The 19,518-nt window shown below is 48.8% G+C and carries 20 protein-coding genes and 3 riboswitches; of the genes, 3 read left to right on the top strand and 17 right to left on the bottom strand.

Features of this window, described 5'->3' with window-relative positions; genetic code table 11:
- The 10 genes from B2751_RS03465 to B2751_RS03420 form a co-directional block, all read right to left on the bottom strand.
- Positions 1–767 (bottom strand): alanine/glycine:cation symporter family protein (locus B2751_RS03465; RefSeq protein ID WP_290772934.1); only part of this gene is annotated, 767 nt, incomplete at its 3' end.
- 612 nt (positions 768–1,379) lie between these two features.
- A complete protein-coding gene (locus tag B2751_RS03460) occupies positions 1,380–2,201 on the bottom strand; it encodes a DUF6612 family protein (protein WP_035410693.1) in 822 nt (273 codons plus the stop codon).
- A gap of 213 nt (positions 2,202–2,414) precedes the next feature.
- Positions 2,415–2,873 (bottom strand): 6,7-dimethyl-8-ribityllumazine synthase, encoded by a 459-nt coding sequence (gene ribE / locus B2751_RS03455; protein ID WP_035395821.1) that lies wholly within the window; start codon positions 2,871–2,873, stop codon positions 2,415–2,417.
- Positions 2,870–4,060, bottom strand: coding sequence for a GTP cyclohydrolase II (gene ribA / locus B2751_RS03450; RefSeq protein WP_290772821.1), 1,191 nt, complete (start codon positions 4,058–4,060; stop codon positions 2,870–2,872). The genes ribE (B2751_RS03455) and ribA overlap by 4 nt, the downstream gene beginning before the upstream one ends.
- The gene (ribE, locus tag B2751_RS03445) at positions 4,060–4,686 is read right to left on the bottom strand and encodes a riboflavin synthase (protein ID WP_290772818.1); all 627 of its coding nucleotides are present in this window, start codon (positions 4,684–4,686) and stop codon (positions 4,060–4,062) included. Before ribE (B2751_RS03445) ends, ribA begins: the two co-directional genes overlap by 1 nt.
- Entirely contained in the window at positions 4,671–5,711 is a 1,041-nt protein-coding gene (gene ribD / locus B2751_RS03440) for a bifunctional diaminohydroxyphosphoribosylaminopyrimidine deaminase/5-amino-6-(5-phosphoribosylamino)uracil reductase RibD (RefSeq protein ID WP_290772815.1), read from the bottom strand. The genes ribE (B2751_RS03445) and ribD overlap by 16 nt, the downstream gene beginning before the upstream one ends.
- 158 nt (positions 5,712–5,869) lie before the next feature.
- Positions 5,870–6,014: riboswitch (FMN riboswitch) on the bottom strand.
- A 183-nt stretch (positions 6,015–6,197) separates the two neighbouring features.
- Positions 6,198–7,403 (bottom strand): M20 family metallopeptidase, encoded by a 1,206-nt coding sequence (locus tag B2751_RS03435; protein ID WP_290772812.1) that lies wholly within the window; start codon positions 7,401–7,403, stop codon positions 6,198–6,200.
- A 22-nt stretch (positions 7,404–7,425) separates the two neighbouring features.
- Complete coding sequence (locus B2751_RS03430) at positions 7,426–8,244, bottom strand: MetQ/NlpA family ABC transporter substrate-binding protein (RefSeq protein ID WP_035410708.1); 819 nt, start codon at positions 8,242–8,244, stop codon at positions 7,426–7,428.
- 19 nt (positions 8,245–8,263) lie between these two features.
- Positions 8,264–8,914, bottom strand: coding sequence for a methionine ABC transporter permease (locus tag B2751_RS03425; protein ID WP_023469541.1), 651 nt, complete (start codon positions 8,912–8,914; stop codon positions 8,264–8,266).
- Positions 8,904–9,932: a methionine ABC transporter ATP-binding protein gene (locus tag B2751_RS03420; RefSeq protein ID WP_035410710.1), complete on the bottom strand. Its 1,029-nt coding sequence runs from the start codon at positions 9,930–9,932 to the stop codon at positions 8,904–8,906. Before B2751_RS03420 ends, B2751_RS03425 begins: the two co-directional genes overlap by 11 nt.
- 86 nt (positions 9,933–10,018) lie before the next feature.
- Positions 10,019–10,122, bottom strand: a riboswitch (SAM riboswitch).
- Positions 10,123–10,371: 249 nt separating this feature from the next.
- Positions 10,372–10,473: riboswitch (SAM riboswitch) on the top strand.
- A 67-nt stretch (positions 10,474–10,540) separates the two neighbouring features.
- On the opposite strand from B2751_RS03420, the gene B2751_RS03415 reads away from it, so the two are divergent.
- A complete protein-coding gene (locus B2751_RS03415) occupies positions 10,541–11,299 on the top strand; it encodes an alpha/beta hydrolase (protein WP_290772810.1) in 759 nt (252 codons plus the stop codon).
- An 82-nt stretch (positions 11,300–11,381) separates the two neighbouring features.
- On the opposite strand, the gene B2751_RS03410 is transcribed toward B2751_RS03415, so the two are convergent.
- Positions 11,382–11,996 (bottom strand): thymidine kinase, encoded by a 615-nt coding sequence (locus B2751_RS03410; RefSeq protein ID WP_035410895.1) that lies wholly within the window; start codon positions 11,994–11,996, stop codon positions 11,382–11,384.
- 183 nt (positions 11,997–12,179) lie between these two features.
- Between B2751_RS03410 and B2751_RS03405 the strand changes: the two genes are divergently transcribed.
- Entirely contained in the window at positions 12,180–12,830 is a 651-nt protein-coding gene (locus B2751_RS03405) for a DedA family protein (protein WP_052019115.1), read from the top strand.
- A gap of 35 nt (positions 12,831–12,865) precedes the next feature.
- Here B2751_RS03405 and B2751_RS03400 read toward each other — a convergent pair whose 3' ends face one another.
- Both B2751_RS03400 and rho read right to left on the bottom strand, forming a co-directional pair.
- Complete coding sequence (locus B2751_RS03400; protein WP_023469546.1) at positions 12,866–13,111, bottom strand: type B 50S ribosomal protein L31; 246 nt, start codon at positions 13,109–13,111, stop codon at positions 12,866–12,868.
- Between the two features lie 91 nt (positions 13,112–13,202).
- On the bottom strand, positions 13,203–14,576 hold the full coding sequence (gene rho, locus B2751_RS03395; RefSeq protein WP_056064138.1) for a transcription termination factor Rho: 1,374 nt from the start codon (positions 14,574–14,576) through the stop codon (positions 13,203–13,205).
- Between the two features lie 355 nt (positions 14,577–14,931).
- Here rho and B2751_RS03390 point away from each other — a divergent pair, with 355 nt between their 5' ends.
- Positions 14,932–15,609, top strand: coding sequence for a C40 family peptidase (locus tag B2751_RS03390; RefSeq protein WP_035410719.1), 678 nt, complete (start codon positions 14,932–14,934; stop codon positions 15,607–15,609).
- Between the two features lie 399 nt (positions 15,610–16,008).
- Here the strand turns inward: B2751_RS03390 and glpX are convergent, their stop codons facing one another.
- From glpX to B2751_RS03370, 4 genes are all read right to left on the bottom strand, one after another.
- Positions 16,009–16,974, bottom strand: coding sequence for a class II fructose-bisphosphatase (gene glpX / locus B2751_RS03385; RefSeq protein WP_035410722.1), 966 nt, complete (start codon positions 16,972–16,974; stop codon positions 16,009–16,011).
- Between the two features lie 32 nt (positions 16,975–17,006).
- Entirely contained in the window at positions 17,007–18,254 is a 1,248-nt protein-coding gene (gene murA / locus B2751_RS03380) for a UDP-N-acetylglucosamine 1-carboxyvinyltransferase (RefSeq protein WP_290772808.1), read from the bottom strand.
- Positions 18,255–18,282: 28 nt separating this feature from the next.
- Positions 18,283–18,930, bottom strand: coding sequence for a fructose-6-phosphate aldolase (gene fsa / locus B2751_RS03375; RefSeq protein ID WP_023469552.1), 648 nt, complete (start codon positions 18,928–18,930; stop codon positions 18,283–18,285).
- 154 nt (positions 18,931–19,084) lie between these two features.
- Positions 19,085–19,518: class II fructose-bisphosphate aldolase (locus B2751_RS03370; RefSeq protein ID WP_290772806.1), on the bottom strand; the 434-nt coding region annotated here is incomplete at its 5' end.

The raw sequence follows: 19,518 nt of genomic DNA, 5'->3' as shown, positions 1-19,518 counted from the left end.
CCACCCGTAATTGCTTCGCTTGAGAACGTGCTGCTGAAGATCGTCGAAATCGCACCTGGAATCAAGTCATAGTTCATGACGAGAATCAGTAATCCACTTCCAACATAGAAGAAAATCATAAACGGAACAAACAAACTGACAACTTTTCCGATTGATTTGACCCCACCAAGAATGACGACGCCTGTCAGTACCATCAATACGATCCCCGTCACGTAAAGTGGCACATCGAACGTTGATTTCATCGCGAGGGCGACCGAATTCGTCTGGACCCCGTTCCCGATCCCGAACGCAGCGATTGAAGCGAATGCGGCAAACAAGACACCCAGCCATTTCTGCTTCAGCCCACGCTCGAGATAATACATTGGCCCCCCTGCCATCTGTCCATTTTCATCAACGACACGGTACTTGACGGCAAGGATTGCTTCCGCATACTTCGTCGCCATCCCGAATAGACCGGACAACCACATCCAAACGATCGCACCCGGTCCGCCGAGGACGACGGCGGTTGCGACACCAACGATATTCCCCGTACCGACGGTCGCAGCCAGTGCCGTCATCAATGCTTGAAAGTGACTGATGTCGCCTTCCGACTTATCGTCCTGATGCTTTGAAAACGCGAGCTTCAGCGCATACGGTAGTTTGGTAATTTGAATGAATCCTAAGCGAATCGTCAAGTAAATCCCCGTACCGACCAACAGAATAAGTAACGGTGGTCCCCAAACAAGATTGGACACCGTACTGATCCAGTCACTAAATGAATTTCCCATTCGTGTTACCTCCCTTTATGAAATATGTAGTTCTTTACCATTTTTTCAGAATTTACTGATAATTGTCAAACTATTTTTTTATGAAACTATTTTGATACCTATTCATTTCAATAATATGAAGGAGATAGTCGTGATTCATACTTCACCGTCTCGGAACAACTGACGAAATCGTGAAATTTAATAATCAATAGGCTAAGAATAACGGAGCAACGATCACGGATACCGTTAACACAGCACACATCCTCCTGTTCACTACGATCGTTGTCATTGGAGTGTTCAGTGGAATCTTTATTATCTTGATTTTATAATCGATCTTCGGTCCTATTCGCCAACTGCAGGCAAAACCTACGAACTTGCCACTCAAGACGATCGAACATTTGAATGCCGCGTCCGGTGGGGTGCTGTCCTTCATCGATACGAAAGTCGTCAATGACAATGATTTATTCGAAGCTATCTCGATTCAATACTAGGATGACGCTCAAGCATTCCGCGATATGCACGAACAGATTTCCGTCAGTCAAAAACAGACGGAAGCACTAAAAGAAGTTCTTCGTCAGTTCCAAGTCTCAAAATAGTCCCCTCATCTTCATGGAAGAGAGGGGACTTCGATGTTTATTGTGCTGCACCTGTGAGCGGTTGTGCATCTTTTGCTTCCGCAGGTAATTTGATTTCGCTGATCTCATTGAATTTTGAGAACGTCGACTCGTTCTTCATATTGAACTCGGTATCTTTTTCAATCGCAAACACCATGTCCATATCGAGTGATTTCGGATAGAATGTTTTCGCATCATACGTCATCGTGTAATTCATTTTCTTGTAATCGATGCTGTCCATCGCATCTTTCATCTGTGCCATCTGTCCTGTCTGCTCGAGCGAATCCTTCATGAATGCTTTAAGGTCGTCCCCTTTTAGTTTGACGTCGATTTGATAAACGTCACCCTCTTTTTTGGCGGTCCAGTTGTCTTTGTACTTTTTCAGTAGCTTGAGATTTTGATCCGTCGATGCCGATGACTCCATCGCCTCAACCATATCACCTAGCTCCGAGACATCTTGAACGAGCCATTGTCCGTTTTGCGATAGATACATCTTATCGTCGACGATATAGCTCTCGATCGACATGTCCTTACCGTCCTGTGGATTTTTCATCGTCATCGTCTGATGCATCGTAAGCGGCTTCTGGATGATATCGGCTGATACCTTCTGATCTACTGCCATCTCACCTGCTTTTGAATTGACTGTCCCCTCCATGTGGAACGATTTAATATCTTTTTGAGCGGCTGTCGCTTTATTCAGTAATTCCGTATTCGAGAGTTCCCCCGACTTCGTCGAACCAGACCCACTGCCACTACCCGAATCTGTCTGCCCATCTTGACATCCAGCTAGTCCAATCGATGCTGCGACGATCCCAGCTGCTACCCACCTTGTTTTCTTCATATTCATTTCCTCCTTTATACGCGTTACCCTGATTTACGAAAAACATTGGAAAATGTTTCAAAGTTTCTTTATTACCTCATTACCGTTCTTCTTCAAAACAAATCCTCATATTTCAAATCTACTATTCTTTTTTTGAAATTTGATTTATCACCTGCAAAATGTCCACAAAAAAAATAGGATGACGGAAACTTCCGTCACCCTATCCTTATTTCGTTAGATCGTGCGTAAAAGATTCGCCATCTCAATCGCGGAAACGGCAGCTTCGTAGCCTTTATTTCCAGCTTTCGTACCGGCACGTTCGACCGCTTGCTCGATCGAATCCGTCGTCAGGACACCGAAGATGATAGGTACGCCTGTATCACGCGACGCACTCGCGACACCTTTCGCGACCTCGTTACAGACATAGTCATAGTGTGATGTTGCTCCGCGGATGACGGCACCCAGTGTGATGACCGCATCATACTTACCGCTTTTCGCTAACTTTTCCGCAACGAGTGGAATTTCAAATGCTCCAGGAACCCATGCTGTATCCACAGCATCCGCCGCAACACCGTGACGACGGAACGCGTCGTTTGCTCCTCCGACGAGTTTTGATGTGATCAATTCATTAAAACGTGCTGCGACGATTGCGACGCGTAGTCCTTCTCCTGTTAAGAAACCTTCGTAAATCATGATGTGTGTCCTCCTTGGATATCGAGCCAGTGCCCGAGTTTCGTTTGTTTTGTTTTCAGATAACGCTGATTTTCCGGTTCAACGGGTACTTGATGGGGAACACGTTCGATGACTTCAATCCCCTCTTGCTCGAGCACCCGTTGTTTGTCTGGATTGTTCGTCATCAAGCGAATCTTCGTCACGCCAAGATCACGCAACATGTTGGCCGCGACCGTATAATCACGCATGTCTGTCGGATAACCGAGTGCATGGTTCGCTTCGACTGTATCGAGTCCTTGTTCCTGCAACTCGTACGCTTTCAACTTCGCCATCAGACCGATGCCGCGTCCTTCCTGACGTAGATACAAGACGGCTCCACCTTCTCGTTCGATTCGCTCAAGTGCAGAATCGAGTTGTGGACCACAATCGCAACGTTTCGAACCGAAGACATCCCCTGTCAGACATTCCGAGTGCAGACGGACGAGCATCCCATCGTGCGCTTCACCGGATAAGACGGCGACATGTTCTTTCTTATCTTGCGTCGTATAGCCGACCATCCGGAAAGCTCCGAATGTCGTCGGAAGCAACACTTCCGCTTCCCGCGTCAATGGACGCTCGAGATACGCGACGAGTGCCTCGATCGTGATCAGTTTTAAGTCGTGTTCTTCCTTATAGAGAAGCAAATCATCCACCCGTGCCATCGTGCCATCTTCCTTGATGATTTCACAAATGACGGCAATCTCATCGCTACCGGCAAGACGGGCAAGGTCAACACCTGCTTCCGTATGTCCGCGTCGTTCCCGAACACCGCCCTCTTTTGCGATCAACGGGAAGATGTGACCCGGTCGTTTGAAGCGCTCCGGTCCATCCGTCAGCATCCGCTGGATCGTCAGCGAACGCTCTTCGGCACTGATGCCGGTCTTCGCTTCTTCATGATCAATGCTGAGCGTGAATGCCGTACCGTGCGGGTCCGTATTATTGTCCGTCATCGGCGAGAGATGTAATCGCTCTGCCACATATGGACTAACCGGAACACAGACGAGTCCTTTTCCATACGTAATCATGAAGTTGATGTTTTCTGGTGTCGCGTGTTCTGCGAGCATGACGAGATCGCCCTCATTCTCACGATCCTCGTCATCACAGACGATGATCGGTCGTCCGTTCTTCAAATCTTCTATCGCGTCTTCAATCAAGTCGAATCCGTTCATTACATGTCGCCTCCTAAGAATGCTACCCAGTCCGTCTGTTTCTCATGTTGCGTGAAATGATAGAGATGTTTTGCCATCATGTCACACTCGATATTGACGACTGCGCCGCTTGCCAATCGATCAAACGTCGTCACTTGACGGGAATGCGGAATCAATGAAATCGAGATCGTTTCCGGCGTGACGCGTTGCAAGGTCAGGCTCGTGCCGTTGATCGCGATTGATCCTTTTGGAATGCAATACTTTTGCCACGATCCGACATCAAACGTATACACCATCGCTTCTCCGTCCGGTCGCCGACTGATTAGTCGTGCCGTCCCGTCGATGTGCCCACTGACGAAATGTCCACCGAACCGACCGTCTGCCGGCATCGCCCGTTCGAGTTGCAACGGGTTTCCGACCCGGTACGTGCCGAGTGCTGTCGAACGAATCGTGTCATGGACAGCATCCGCCGTAAAACCGGTTGGGCTCATTGACGTGACCGTCAAACAAATCCCGTCGACGGCGATGCTGTCACCAATCTTCGTTCCTTCGAGCACCCGGTGCGCTTCAATTTCAAGTGCTAATCCATTCGGTCGCGGAATCTTTCGTTTTAAGGTCCCGACTTCCTCAATCAATCCGGTGAACATATCGTCTCCTCCTTTCGGATGTACGTCAGATGGAGATCCGGTCCGACCGTTTCAATCTGATCGATTTGAAAACGTTCTTCGATATCATGTCGTCCGTTCCAGGCAGTCCCTTCAAAAATCGACGGGGCTTGGTAGACTTCAATCTGGTCGACGAGATCTGCTTCAAAGAATGTGGCTTGAATCGTCGGTCCACCTTCAATCAAAACGCTGCGGATGTCTTGTTCGTATAAGCGTTTAAGAATCGCTTCCGGCGTCTCATATTCACCGACGAGCACCGTCACTTGATCATGACTTATCCGAGGAACACTCGTCAGCCAGTACGTTGGATTTTTTCCATCGCAAAAGACTTGCGCGGTCTCTGGCACCCGACCACGGCGATCGACGATTACTCGAATCGGCTCGATACCTGACACTGCGCGTAAAGTCAGTGCTGGATCATCGACGAGCACCGTTTCACTTCCGACGAGGATCGCATCATGGCGACCACGCAGGGCGCGACCATTCGCGCGTGCTTCTTCTGACGTGATCCAGCGCTGTTCCCCCGTTGCCGCGATCCCGTTCATCGTCTGAGCGATTTTGACGGTCACGGTCGGACGTTTCCGTTCGATCGTTTTCCAAAATGTCTCGTAGAGGACTTCCGCTTCATGCCGTAACAAGCCGACTTCGACTTCGATTCCCGCGTCTTGAAGCCGTTTGATCCCTGAACCAGCGACAATCGCATGTTTGTCTTCCGTTGCGACGAAAACCCGTTTGATCCCGGCTTGTAGAATCGCTTCCGTACATGGTGGTGTCTTACCATTATGGTTGCATGGCTCAAGCGTCACGTAGAGATCAGCACCACGGGCGGCCTCTCCTGCCATTCGCAAGGCTTCGACTTCCGCGTGCGGACCACCGGCAAACCGGTGCGCACCAAAACCGATGATGCGTCCTTGTTTGACGATGACACAGCCGACACTTGGATTCGGACTTGTTTGTCCGTTTAACATATGTGCTAATTGCATGGCATAACTCATCATCTGTGACATCGCGTTCGCTCCTTTCAAATAAAAAAGACGCCCCTTGAAAAAGGGGCGTCTGTATAGAAGGGTTCACGAAATACACGGTTCGCCTTCTGCTTTTTCGCATGCAGAAAGAGACCATCTCCTGAAAACATTTTTTCAGAAAACAGCTTGAATCGCGTCGTTTCGTTCTTCTCCCATCCGGACTTTACCGTCGGCCCTGGAATCTCACCAAGTCAGCCATGATGCGTACATCACGGGTCGCGGGCTCGTCGATCGATCGATCGCATCACCGCCGGTTGGGATTTTCACCCTACCCCGAAGAACTGGATTATTGAGTTATACAACTTTAGCCTAGCATATCTTTTTCAAGAAAACAAAGCGCAAATGTTTCGGTATTGGCTCTTTTATGATTTCGCTCCACTTCTGTTACCCCTCCCCAATTCGTGATCTACTGGATACTAAAAATGACTGGAGCACCTGATATCAGTGCGTCCAGTCATTGTGTTCCGGTTACAAATAACCGTTCTTCCGGTCGTGGAATTCTTGGGCAATCGCTCCGCGTGTCCGTTCATCAGCGAGGACGCGAAGTGCTGTCCGTGCGAGGATTTTAGCGCCTGCGATCAACGCTTCATCCCCTGCTTCCGAACGGGCTGCTTCTTTGAATGCTTCTGTATGGGCGACGAGATCGTCCGGACCAATCTTGATATACGGATGGATTGTCGGGATGACTTGACTGATGTTACCCGCGTCCGTCGATCCAAGACCCGGTCGTTCGTCGAGGTGCACGATTTGCCCAAGCGCCTCTGCTTCTTCTTGGAAGAGACGATCAAACGTCCGGTTGAAGACAAGATTGTCGACTTCATTTTGGAAAGCGATGACGTCAAGCGTCGCCCCGATCGCAAGTGCCGCACCTTGCGCGACCGCTTTGACTTTCTCCGTGACGGCATTCAGCCGTTCCCGTGTCGTCGCCCGAATGAAGAAACGTGCTTTTGCGTATTCCGGAATGATGTTCGGCGCATCGCCACCATGCGTGATGATCCCGTGGATCCGGACATCGTCCGGTAACTGCTGACGTAAGGCGTTGATCCCATTGAAGAGCTGAATGACAGCGTCGAGAGCGTTGATGCCTTCTTCCGGTGTCGCCGCTGCGTGCGCGGGACGACCCGTAAAGGCAAAATCGAGCGGATCAACCGCAAGCGAGGATCCCGTGATCCGCGTTTGTCCGGACGGATGGACCATCAAGGCCGCATCGATTCCTTCAAGCAACTGGTGTTTGACGAAACTGCCTTTCGCACTTCCGTTCGGCCCACCTTCTTCGGCTGGCGTTCCAAGCACGACGACACTCCCACCGACTTCATCAAGCACTTTGCTGACCGCGATCGCCGCTGCGACACTCGTCGTTCCGATGATATTATGACCGCATGCGTGTCCGATGCCCGGCAACGCATCGTACTCAGCGAGAAAGGCAATTGTCGCGCCAGGTCGGTCGCTTGACTTCTTCGCGAAGAACGCGGTCTCGTGCCCTGCGACGCCGAGTTCTACTGTAAAGCCTTCTGCCGTCAAACGCTCTGCATGTAGCCGCGAAGCAAAGAATTCCTCGTTACCGATTTCCGGCGTCGCATGAATCCGGTGGCTCGTCTCAAGATACGATTCCCGTTTTTGTTCGATGTCCTGTTCAATCGTCTCTACCCATGTCGTGCGTACTGGCGTCGTCATGCTATCCACTCTCCTTTAGAATTTATTCGCCGATGTCGCTTAGTGGAACGAACGTCGGGATCGAGCTACCTTTATATTCTTTTTTGATGAAAGCCGCGACATCTTTTTGTTGGTAAAGCGACGCGATCTTTTTCAGTTCTTTTTTGTTCTTGTCTTCCGTCCGTGTCGCGATGATATTGATGTATGGTTTTGCTGTCTCGTTCTCATGGACGATCGAGTCCTTGATCGGATTTAGTCCTGCGTCAACAGCAATACCGTTATTGATGATCGATGCAGCGACGTCCGGTAAGACGCGTGGCGTTTGTCCAGCGACGATCGGAACGATTTTCAGTTTCTTCGGATTTTCAACGATCTTATCGACCGATCCATTGCCGTCAAAGTCGTCCGGTAATTTGATCAAACCTGCTTCTTGTAGTAACAAGAAGGCACGTCCCATGTTCGTCGCTTCGTTCGGAACAGCGATTTTGCCACCGACTGGAATATCTTTGACGTCCTTATATTTATCTGAGTAAATGCCCATCGGTGCAATGACGGTCGTCGCAATCGGCGACAGCTTCAACTTATGTTCCTTCTTGAAGGCGTTGAAGTAGGAAATCGTCTGGAAGGCATTGGCGTCGATCTCACCCTCAGCCAGTGCCATGTTCGGCTGGACATAATCGGAGAACTTGACGAGCTCGATTTTGATGCCCTCCTTTTCCGCTTTTTTCGCGACGTAATCCCACACTTGAGTGTCTGAACCACTGACCCCGAGCTTGATCGTCTTTTCTTCTTCTCCTGATGCTGAGCACCCGGCAAATAAAATCGTCGTTAATGTTGCTCCAATCGCTACTGCTTTTTTCATGGCTGAATCGCTCCCTTGATTAATGTCTTCTGATTTTTCGTGCGACGATGTTGCCTGTCGTCTGTAAGCCTTGGACTAAGATAACGAGAATCCCGACCGTGATGATCATGACTTTCGTGTCGAACCGTTGATAACCGTACGTAATTGCTAAGTCACCCAGTCCACCACCACCGATGGCACCTGCCATCGCTGATGCCCCGATCAAGCCGACTGTTGCAATCGTTAAATTAAGGATTAGTGAACCGAGTGCTTCCGGCAGAAGGAAGCGGAAAATCGTTTGGAATGGCGTCGCCCCCATCGCTTCTGCTGCCTCAAGGACACCTTTGTCGACTTCAAGTAAGGAACTCTCGATCAGCCGTGCCATATACGGGGCGGCATAAAAGACGAGTGGAACGATGGCGGCTTCTGTTCCGATCGACGTCTGGACGATCAACCGTGTCAACGGGATGATCGCAACAAGTAAGATGATGAACGGAATTGAACGGAAGATATTGACGATACTGTTGAAGAATGTGAACAGCGGGACGTTCTCGAGCAATGCCCCTTTTCGGGTGACGACGAGCAGGATGCCGAGTGGTAAACCGATCAAAGTCGAAAATAATAACGACACTGACACCATCGTCATCGTCTGCAAAAATGCTGTCCAGATATCACTGTAGTTAACTAGCATCAGCAAGCACCTCCTCGACGGTCACCTGTGCCTGATCGATGTACTGTAAGGCCCGTTTTACTTCGATTGTTTCACCGATCAGTTCAACAAGTAATGTACCGAACGGTGTTTCCTGTAACTCCGTGATGCTACCGTGCAGGATGTTGACATCGACGTCGAAGCGTTTTGCGACTTGCGATAAGAGTGGTTGCCCGGTGTGATGTCCGAGAAAATGAATCTTATAGATCGGATGCGCATTCCGTGACTCAATCAACTGACGAATTGATGCCGGAATTTCATCATGCATGACGGAGCGGACGAAGTTTTTCGCTGTCTCGGTCTGCGGATTCGAAAAGACATCAAAGACTGTTCCTGACTCGATCAGCTTCCCGGCTTCGATGACGGCGACCCGGTCACAAATCTCCCGGATGACGCCCATCTCATGGGTGATCAAGAGAATGGTGATCCCGTATTCCGCATTGATGCGTTTTAATAACTGGAGAATATGATGTGTCGTCTGAGGATCGAGTGCTGACGTCGCTTCGTCACATAAGAGCACGGATGGTTGCGTCGCTAGTGCCCGGGCGATGCCGACACGTTGCTTTTGTCCGCCGGATAATTGATCCGGGTAATGATCCGCCTTGTCCGCAAGATCGACGAATTCGAGTAATTCCGTCACCCGGCGACGAATCTCGTCTTTCTTGACACCTGCGAGAACGAGTGGTTTCGCAACGTTCGTAAAGACCGTGTTTGCATTCAATAGATTGAAGTGTTGAAAGATCATCCCGATCCGCTGTTTCGCTTGGCGTAATTTTTTTGGTGATAGTTGTGTTAAATCTTCCCCGTCGACCGTCACTGTTCCTGACGTCGGTCGTTCTAACAGGTTGACGCAGCGGAGCAATGAACTTTTCCCGGCACCGCTAAAGCCGATGACACCGAAGATTTCGCCTTTCTCGATCGTCAGGTCGACACCGTCGAGTGCTGCGATCGTCTGATCCTTCGTGACGTACGTTTTTTTGACTTGATGAAATGCAATCATTCCGTTTTCCCCCTTCATTCAACAAAAAAGGTCCCTTCTTGAGAAACAAGAAGAGACCTGGATCCGCACAGTGGCAGAATCCACTCCACTCATCTCTCAGACATCTGTCTGATGGAATTGGCACAGTGCTCATAATGAGTCTGTTGCCGAGGTTTCGTAGGGCCAGTCCCTCCACCTCTCTGGATAAGTATTGCGGTATGAAATTCGTATGTGTGTTGTTGCGTTGTTGCTTATGTCGTAAAACTAATTTTTACATTACGGGTCGAACCTTTAAAAGTCAACCAACTTTGCAAAAATAATCCATTTGGCGCATATCGATTGAGTCATAAGTTATGAGTTAGCTGAAAGAATAAATCACGATTCGTCCAGAACGATTTGACAAGGCATTTTCGGTCGTGCTACCATCGTTTCAATGATTAATCCGACAATTCCAATATGATATTTATCAAGAGTGAACGAGAGACCTGGCTCTATGACTTCACGGCAACCTGCAATCTGTAAGGTGCTCCGACCAGCAAAGCGCGGCTTTGGATGATACGGTGAAAAACTCGTGGGCGTCCAAGCAGTGACGTTGACGAGTTTTTTTCACGAATGGAGGAAAAATAGTAATGATGAACTATCCTGTATTGACTGGTGCTGAAGCATTTTATCTTCAAGGTGGACCGATCGGCATTTTAATCTGTCATGGTTTTAATGCGACCCCGCAAAGTGTTCGGGACGTCGGTGAGGCATTTGCTGCTAAAGGATTCACTGTCTATGCTCCACGTTTGCGTGGTCACGGGACGAACGTCCGTGAGTTCGAACAATCGACTGCTCGATGTTGGAAGCAGAGCCTGCAAGACGGCTATGCACGTTTACAAGAAACATGCGATCAAGTCTTCGTCATCGGTCAATCGATGGGCGCGACGCTCGCACTATCGCTCGCCGCTGACGGGATTCCATTTTCAGGCATCATTACGATCAATGCCGCTCTCTCCGTTCCGTCTTATGAAGCATTGTCGTTTGAAGATGGTCCACAGTACTTACCAGAAGGGGCACCGGATATCAAACGGTCTGCTTTCGAAATCATCTATGACCTCGTTCCGAGTCGTTGTGCATTCGAACTCGTCCGCTTGATGGATGAGACGAAAGGACGCCTTGGATCGATCCTTCTACCGACATTGATTCTTTACTCGGCAACCGATCACGTCGTTCCGCCGTCGAGCTCGGATTACCTGCATCAGCATATCGGGACGAATGATAAACGAATCTACTGTCTCCTCAACTCGTACCACGTCGCGACCCTCGATCATGATCAGGATTTGATCGTGCGTGAGACGATTCGTTTCATCGAACGCTCGAGCCGTGTCTCACAGGAAACGGGATAATAAAAAAACAGCTATTCGTCTTCACTTAGAAGCGAACAGCTGTTACATCAAAGGACGACCATCATCGGTTCGTCTTTTTTGTTTATCCTTTTTGGTGTTGCATCGTTTGGAGCGGCTTCGGCTTTCCTGGCACTTCATGGCAGTGGCGGCACCGTGGCTCATACGATTCTGAAGCGCCGACTAAAATGATCGGATCATCATAGTTCGCTGGTTTTCCATCAATCAAACGTTGTGTCCGGGAAGCCGGATCGCCACATGAGAGACAGATCGCCTGAAGTTTCGTCACAAATTCTGCGCGCGCCAGTAATTCCGGCATCTTGCCAAATGGCTCTGCCCGGAAATCCTGATCGAGTCCTGCACAAATGACGCGTTTTCCGTCTTGCGCAAGTGCTTCGATGACTTGAACGATCTCATCATCAAAGAATTGAACTTCATCAATTCCGACAATTTGTGTTTCTTCCGCTACTGCTGCATAGAGATCACGACTCGTCGCCATTGGAATCGCCACGACGGAATTTCCGATGTGAGAGACGACATGCTCTTCATGGTACCGGTCGTCGATTGCCGGCTTGAATACTTGAACGGGCAGTTTGCCGTACTGTGCCCGTCTGACACGACGAATCAACTCTTCCGATTTCCCGGAAAACATACTACCACAAATTACTTCGATCCAGCCGTACTGATTTATTACATGCATCATCGTCCGACACCGTCCTCTAAAAATAGTCACTTTAACGAGTATAGCTCGAAACGGTATTGAGAAAAAGGGTTGACTTCCGGAAATCAAAATTCATTTTTTCTTTACCTAGAATTTTTGTCCTTTCATTCCAACCTTCATCCATTTCCTGTACACTAAAGAAGAAGATTCTCGCGAAAGAAGGTGTCCCCGATTCATCATCTCTTACATGACATTCTGCACCAATATGGCGCCCTTGGTCTTTCCGTCCTTCTCGCAGGTGGTATCGTGGGATTGCCGGTTCCTGATGAGACCTTGCTCGTCCTGTCCGGTTTTTGGATGCATCAAGGCAATCTACCGCTGTTCGGTACGATTCTTGCCGCTTACGCTGGCAGTTGCATCGGAATGACGATTAGCTACGTGCTGGGCTTAAAACTCGGCATGCCCCTGTTGCATCGCGTCGGACCAAAGATGCGCATCTCAGAAAAACACATTCTCTCCGCTGAAGCCGGATTTCGTCGTTACGGCAAATCGGTCTTGATCATCGGTTACTACATACCTGGTCTTCGCCAACTCTCTGCCTTTTTTGCAGGTGTTTCAAAAATGCCGTTTCGCATTTTTGCGAGTTACGCGTATACAGGTGCTTTGATTTGGGTCAGTGTGTTCTTGGGCGCCGGCTACTTTGTTGGTCGTCATATCTCGTTCCATAAAGTCGTCGACTACATCTTGGCACATCCAGATGCCATGCCGTACTTGATCGGGATCGTCGGCGGGATTGCTTTCTCGTTCGTCTTAAAGACGTACCTTACGTACCGTTCGCAATTCAGCCTATACAAAAACAGCCTGCTTCCGTAATGGAGGCAGGCTGTTTTTTAAGAACCGGCAAGTAATTACTTGCGGCCGTATTTTTTGTTGAAGCGATCGACACGACCATCTGCCGCGTTGAACTTTTGACGACCTGTGTAGAATGGGTGCGAGTCTGAAGACACATCCACACGGATGAGTGGGTACTCGTTACCATCTTCCCAAGTGATCGTTTCGTTCGAAGAACGAGTAGAACCGCTTAAGAATTTGTACTCAGTCGTTGAATCCATAAATACTACTTTGTTGTAGTTAGGGTGAATTCCTTGTTTCATGGTTGATTTCTCTCCTTCCGCCCTGGTCCATTTGCTGAGCCAGAGTAAGTTACCTTCCTATACTAAACGATTTTTTTACGCGTCGCAATAGTTATTTTTCCGTCGTTGCTTCCTTCTTGACAGTACGCGGTTTAGCAGGTGCACGTCGGACCGTCTTCTTCTTTTCTTTCTCAAGTTCAGCAAAAAATTCTTCATTATTTTTCGTGTCGCGAATCTTACGCAGGAACGTATCGACGAACTCGTTCGACTCGTTCATCGTCCGACGAATCGTCCAGAGCGCATCGAGTTGCTCTTTCGGAAGCAAGAGTTCTTCCTTCCGCGTACCTGATTTGCGAATGTCGATTGCCGGGAAGATTCGGCGTTCCGACAGCTTACGATCGAGATGTAGCTCCATGTTTCCTGTTCCTTTGAATTCCTCATAGATGACGTCATCCATGCGGGATCCCGTCTCGACGAGTGCCGTCGCAAGAATCGTCAAACTGCCACCATGTTCGATGTTTCGCGCCGCACCAAAGAACCGTTTTGGCTTATGGAACGCTGCTGGGTCAATCCCCCCTGAAAGCGTCCGTCCGCTTTGCGGCACTGTTAAGTTATACGCACGAGTCAAACGAGTGATCGAATCCATCAAGATGACGACATCTTTTTTATGTTCGACAAGTCGCATCGCCCGTTCAAGGACAAGTTCAGAAATCCGCACATGGTTGTCCGGTGTTTCGTCGAACGTTGAACTGACGACGTCTGCTCCCGGAACTGAACGCTCGATGTCAGTTACTTCCTCTGGTCGCTCATCGATCAATAGAATGATCAGCTCGACATCCGGATGATTCTCTTGAATCGAGTTCGCGATTTCTTTGAGGAGTGACGTTTTCCCTGCTTTTGGTGGTGCGACGATCAAACCGCGTTGTCCAAACCCAACTGGTGCAATCATATCCATGACACGAACCGATAAATGACGTGGCTCTGTCTCAAGACGCATTAAACGATCCGGATAGATTGGTGTCAGCGCCGGGAAGAACAAACGGTTACGCGCTGTATCCGGTGCTTCGCCGTTGACGGCTTCCACACTAAGTAACCCTTGGAAACGTTCGTTTTCCTTCGGTGGGCGTACTTTACCTGTGACGACATCACCATTACGTAGATTGAAGCGTCGGATTTGAGAAGCGGCGATATAGATATCTTCAGAGGATTGGGAATAATTGATAGGGCGAAGGAAGCCGAAGCCACCATCGTTTTGCATTTGTGGATTACCAGGGATGACTTCAAGTACCCCTTCGAGGAAATAAAGACCTGTTGATTCCGCCTGTGCTTTTAGAATCTTGAACATCAACTCACGCTTACGGGCTTCCCGATATTGCGGGACATTCTTCGTCTTTGCGATTTCATATAATTCTTTTAATGTCAGCTGGCTCAATTGAGCCAAAGTATAGGAACGTTCAGGTTTATCTTTTTTATCAGTTGTTGGCATGTTTTTCACCTATTCTTTATAAATTCAACTGCATTCAGCATACTTCCATACATACATCAGGAGGTATGTAATTTCTTTCGTGAACTAAAGGTATCATATTTTTTTAAATTCGTCGTCAACAATCCTTTGCGTTTCTTACTTTGTAATATTCAAGGATATTATTTCAGTTATGTTACAAAAGCATCTATTTTGTCTTCTAACTGAAAAAACGTTTTTAAGGGCGCACATGCTAAGATATTCCTGCAGACAAAATTCTTACACAGTTGTAAGGTTCACTGCTTAATCACACACTTAATGATTTCATCATATAACTTACGGACGCAACACACTACATTAAAACGGAGGAATTCTTAACATGAAACGTTTTCTAGCATCGATCGCGACAGCAGCCTTAGTGGTTTCAGGTTTTACATCAGTGGGTACAGGTAAAGTTGAAGCAGCAACAGTCACGAAAGTCAAGATCACGGACAACGGTCTTCGTGTTCGGACAGCTCCTTCTACGAAAGCAAGCATCGTCGGGAAAGTCAACGCTGGTCAAGTCTTTACATACAAAGGCAAATCAGGCAGCTGGACAAAAATCTCATACGGCGGTAAAACACGTTATGTCTTCTCACAATACACAAAGACATACAAATCATCTTCAAGCGCTAAAAAATCAACAAGCACATCTTCTAAACGGACGAAAATCCTGAACGAAGCAGCAAAACATAAAGGTACACCATACGTATGGGGCGGAACAACGACTCGTGGATTCGACTGCTCTGGTTTCACAAGCTACGTTTACAAGAAAGCGGCTGGTAAAACATTGCCACGTACGTCTTCTTCACAATATTCTTCTTCTAAGAAAGTCAGCGTTTCAAGCGTACAACCAGGAGATCTTGTCTTCTTCTCACACGGTAGCGGCATTCAACACGTCGGGATCGCAACAAGTAAGTCAAGCATGGTTAACTCAGAAACAGGTGGCGTTAAATACTCAAGCTTCAAATCAGGGTACTGGGGTTCACGCCTTGTCGGCGCAGGATCTTACCTTTAATTCATCATCTCAAAGCGGTTGAGCATTGGCTCGATCGCTTTTTTTCATCTCATTCAATTCATAAGAAGGAAATAGGATGCATGTCTTCATCACAGGTGCTTCAAGAGGTCTTAGTCGTGAATTCGCTTATCTGTACGATAATGAAATCACGTCCTGCTCGTCAAACGTGAGACAATGCTCTTCAAAACGAAATTTCATGTCGAGCGATTTGGAGGCACTGCAATCTTCCCATACGATTTAACGAAGCGGAAAACGTTAGCACGTTTCCTTTTCCTCTAGGAGTTGAGGATGAACGTCTTGATTCCTAGAAACATAGCAAAAAGAGTTGATGTTTCGGAAATTATCCGAAACACCAACTCTTTTTTATCGATCAAGTCCTCACGTATGAGTCCGTCTCTTTTACTTAATGACAAGCTTCGGTTTTTTCTTAAACGAGTGAATGCCTTCAACGAAGCGAACCGTTCCGGATTTCGCACGCATGACGACAGAGTGTGTCTGACCGCCTTGTGCCGTGAACTGGACACCTTTCATCAACTCACTGTCCGTGACCCCTGTCGCAGCAAAGATACAGTCGTCTCCTGCGACGAGATCGTCCATCATGAGAATCTTCGATGGATCTTCGATGCCCATCTTCTTACAACGTTCGATCTCGGCATCGTCTGCTGGTAACAAGCGCCCTTGGAGCTCTCCACCGAGACACTTCAAGGCAACGGCAGCAAGAACGCCTTCCGGTGCGCCACCTGAACCGAGCAAGATATCAATCCCTGTATGCGGGAACGCCGTATTGATCGCACCAGCAACGTCACCGTCACCAATCAAGCGAATCCGTGCCCCTGTTGCCCGAATCCGTTGAATGATTTCTTCATGACGTTCGCGATCAAGGATCGAGACGACGACGTCTTCGATTTCCTTGTTCTTCGCCTTTGCGACGGCTGCGATGTTTTCTTCAATCGTCGCATCCAGACTGATGTGTCCTGCTGCTTCTGGACCAACTGCAATCTTATCCATGTACATGTCCGGTGCATGGAGTAAATCTCCCGCATCCGCAACAGCGAGGACAGCAAGTGCGCCCCATGTTCCTTTTGCGACGATATTCGTTCCTTCGAGCGGATCGACAGCGACGTCAAGTCGTGGTCCATACCCATTTCCTAGCTTTTCTCCAATGTAAAGCATCGGTGCTTCATCCATCTCGCCTTCCCCGATGACGACGGTTCCTTTCATCGGAATCGTATCGAAGACATCACGCATCGCGCTTGTTGCCGCATCATCCGCTTCATTCTTCAATCCTTTTCCCATCCAGCGTGCAGAGGCAAGTGCTGCCGCCTCCGTGACGCGTACAAGTTCCATTGATAGACTTCTCTCCATGTGTATGTCCCCTCTCCCTTGTTACAAATCGGTCAAATCGTTTCACGCCATACGAGGGCGCCTAGTTCCTTCAACTTCTGATCAAATCGTTCGTAACTCTGGTCAAGCACTTCTGCGTGGTGCAATGTCGTCTCCCCTGAAGCGAGAAGTCCCGCCAAGACAAGTGCTGCGCCACCGCGTGGATCTGGTGCCTCGATTTCCGTACCGAGTAAGGATTCGCCACCACGAATGATGATCGAAGCGTCTTCATGCGTGATTCGGGCGTTTAAGCGCCGCAACTCCTGTACATGTCGGAAACGTTGCGGGTACAACTTATCGACAACGATACTCGCTCCTTTCGCTTGCAACAACGCTGCCGAGATGACAGGTTGTAGATCGCTTGGGAATCCACCGTAGTGGAAGACACGAATATCGACCGGCTTCGCCTCCTGGAATGTCGCCGTGACGGAATCATCTGTCACTTCGATCAACGCACCATACCGCTCGAGTTTTTGGATAACGCTCTCGAGATGGAGCGGAATGACGTTATCGACGGTGACGCGCCCAAGTGCCGCGCCCATCGTCAAAAACGTTCCTGCTTCCATCCGGTCTGGAATCAAGGTATGCCGGCAACCACTCAGGCGTGAGACACCTTTGATTCGAATCTCATCCGTTCCTGCCCCTTTGACATTTGCTCCCATGTTCGTCAGCATCGTACTGACGTCGATGACTTCTGGATCATAGGCAGCGTTTTCGATGACAGTCGTTCCTTCAGCGAAGACAGCGACGAGTAAAGCACTGATCGTCGCTCCGAATGACGGAAGATCGAGATAGATTCGGTTTCCGACGAGACGGTCGACGCGCATGTAATGGACGCCCTGCTCGTTACGTACGGAAACACCGAGACGCTCCAGTGCTTTGATGTGTAAATCAATCGGTCGTGGTCCGATGTCATAACCCCCAGGCAGACCGACGACTCCTTGTTTGAATCTGGCCGCCAGAACGCTCATAAGGTAGATCGATCCGCGTAACTTGCGCGTCTCCGCACCAGTTAACGGCATCGATTCAACCCGACTTGGATCAATCGTCACCATATCGCCTTGACGTGTCACGACCGTGCCGAGCGTCTCTAAAATCTCGATCATTGTCGCGACGTCGCCAATTTCCGGCACGCCTTCTAGAATGACCGTCTGATCCGTCAGTAGAGCTGCAGCAAGACACGGAATGGCGCTTTGCTTCGAACCACTGATTGATACGGTTCCTTCTAGGCGTTGTTGCCCTACGATATGCAAAATGTCCACGTTCCATCAACCTTTCTCTTCGCTACGATTATTGCTGCGTTTTTTCCCAGTCCGCGAGGAACTTTTCAATTCCTTGCGTCGTGAGTGGGTGGTGTGTGAGTGACTCGATGACCGAGAATGGAATCGTCGCGATGTCTGCGCCCGCAAGAGCAGCGTTCGTCACGTGAACCGGGTTCCGGACCGATGCCGCAATGATTTGTGTCGGAATATCATGTACGACGAAAATTTGAGCAATCGTCTCGACGAGGCCCATTCCATCTTGACCGATGTCATCTAGACGACCGAGGAATGGTGATACGTATGTCGCACCAGCACGGGCTGCGAGTAATGCTTGGTTCGGATTGAAGATCAATGTGACGTTCGTCGTGATCTTCTCTTTTGAAAGTGCTGCGACCGCTTCGAGTCCGGCCGGAGTCATTGGAACCTTAACCGTAATGTTCGGTGCGATCTGGGCAAGTTCCTTCCCTTCGCGAATCATTCCTTCTGCATCAAGCGCGATGACTTCAGCGCTGACAGAGACATCTCCGACGATTTCACAGATTTCACGAAGTCTTGTATGGAAATCGACGCCCTCCTTAGCGACGAGCGATGGATTCGTCGTGACACCATCTAAAATCCCCATTTTATGTGCTTTCTTGATGTCCTCTACGTTTGCTGTGTCAATGAAAAATCTCATCTTTCTCGTTCCCCTTTCATCCCTTGAAATCGCTTACGACTCTATTATAGGTTTTTTTCACGAGAAGTCCTACTGTTTTCCATCGAATACACGTTCATATGATATGAAAAAAGCACGGTAGACCGAAGTCTACCGCACTTTAAAGAAGAGTCGATTAAGCTTTGTTGCTTGAACCGAACTCACGCATCTTACCGATGACAGTTTGTTTGATTGCTTCACGACCTGGTGCGATGAATACGCGTGGGTCATATGCTTCTGGTTTCTCAGCCAACACTTCACGAACGACTTTCGCGAATGAGATTTGGTTCTCTGTGTTAACGTTGATTTTTGAAGTTCCGAGTGAGATCGCTTTTTCGATATCGTGTGTCGGAATTCCAGTTCCACCGTGAAGAACGAGTGGGAGGTTTGTAGCGTCACGGATTTCTTCCATCTCTTTGAATCCGAGGTTTGGTTCACCTTTGTATGGTCCGTGAACAGAACCGAGTGCAGGAGCAAGCGTGTCGATTCCAGTTTCTTTAACGATGCGTACACACTCGTCAAGTTTCGCGTACATGACATCACCGATGACGTCGTCTTCTTGTCCACCAA

The organism is Exiguobacterium sp. UBA6282, from assembly GCF_002440475.1.
Classification (GTDB): domain Bacteria; phylum Bacillota; class Bacilli; order Exiguobacteriales; family Exiguobacteriaceae; genus Exiguobacterium_A.
The sequence above is the reverse complement of the archived record's forward strand: the minus strand, read 5'-3'. Positions and strand labels throughout refer to the sequence as shown.

What these genes read in the sequence shown, in the direction of transcription:
- ribE (WP_035395821.1), bottom strand. Translation starts at nt 2,873, where the DNA reads ATGATTTACGAAGGTTTCTTAACAGGAGAAGGACTACGCGTCGCAATC.
- ribA (WP_290772821.1), bottom strand. Translation starts at nt 4,060, where the DNA reads ATGAACGGATTCGACTTGATTGAAGACGCGATAGAAGATTTGAAGAAC.
- B2751_RS03460 (WP_035410693.1), bottom strand. Translation starts at nt 2,201, where the DNA reads ATGAAGAAAACAAGGTGGGTAGCAGCTGGGATCGTCGCAGCATCGATT.
- B2751_RS03400 (WP_023469546.1), bottom strand. Translation starts at nt 13,111, where the DNA reads ATGAAACAAGGAATTCACCCTAACTACAACAAAGTAGTATTTATGGAT.
- glpX (WP_035410722.1), bottom strand. Translation starts at nt 16,974, where the DNA reads ATGGAGAGAAGTCTATCAATGGAACTTGTACGCGTCACGGAGGCGGCA.
- fsa (WP_023469552.1), bottom strand. Translation starts at nt 18,930, where the DNA reads ATGAGATTTTTCATTGACACAGCAAACGTAGAGGACATCAAGAAAGCA.
- B2751_RS03435 (WP_290772812.1), bottom strand. Translation starts at nt 7,403, where the DNA reads ATGACGACGCCAGTACGCACGACATGGGTAGAGACGATTGAACAGGAC.
- B2751_RS03420 (WP_035410710.1), bottom strand. Translation starts at nt 9,932, where the DNA reads ATGATTGCATTTCATCAAGTCAAAAAAACGTACGTCACGAAGGATCAG.
- B2751_RS03425 (WP_023469541.1), bottom strand. Translation starts at nt 8,914, where the DNA reads ATGCTAGTTAACTACAGTGATATCTGGACAGCATTTTTGCAGACGATG.
- ribD (WP_290772815.1), bottom strand. Translation starts at nt 5,711, where the DNA reads ATGTCACAGATGATGAGTTATGCCATGCAATTAGCACATATGTTAAAC.
- B2751_RS03430 (WP_035410708.1), bottom strand. Translation starts at nt 8,244, where the DNA reads ATGAAAAAAGCAGTAGCGATTGGAGCAACATTAACGACGATTTTATTT.
- B2751_RS03390 (WP_035410719.1), top strand. Translation starts at nt 14,932, where the DNA reads ATGAAACGTTTTCTAGCATCGATCGCGACAGCAGCCTTAGTGGTTTCA.
- B2751_RS03415 (WP_290772810.1), top strand. Translation starts at nt 10,541, where the DNA reads ATGATGAACTATCCTGTATTGACTGGTGCTGAAGCATTTTATCTTCAA.
- ribE (WP_290772818.1), bottom strand. Translation starts at nt 4,686, where the DNA reads ATGTTCACCGGATTGATTGAGGAAGTCGGGACCTTAAAACGAAAGATT.
- rho (WP_056064138.1), bottom strand. Translation starts at nt 14,576, where the DNA reads ATGCCAACAACTGATAAAAAAGATAAACCTGAACGTTCCTATACTTTG.
- B2751_RS03410 (WP_035410895.1), bottom strand. Translation starts at nt 11,996, where the DNA reads ATGCATGTAATAAATCAGTACGGCTGGATCGAAGTAATTTGTGGTAGT.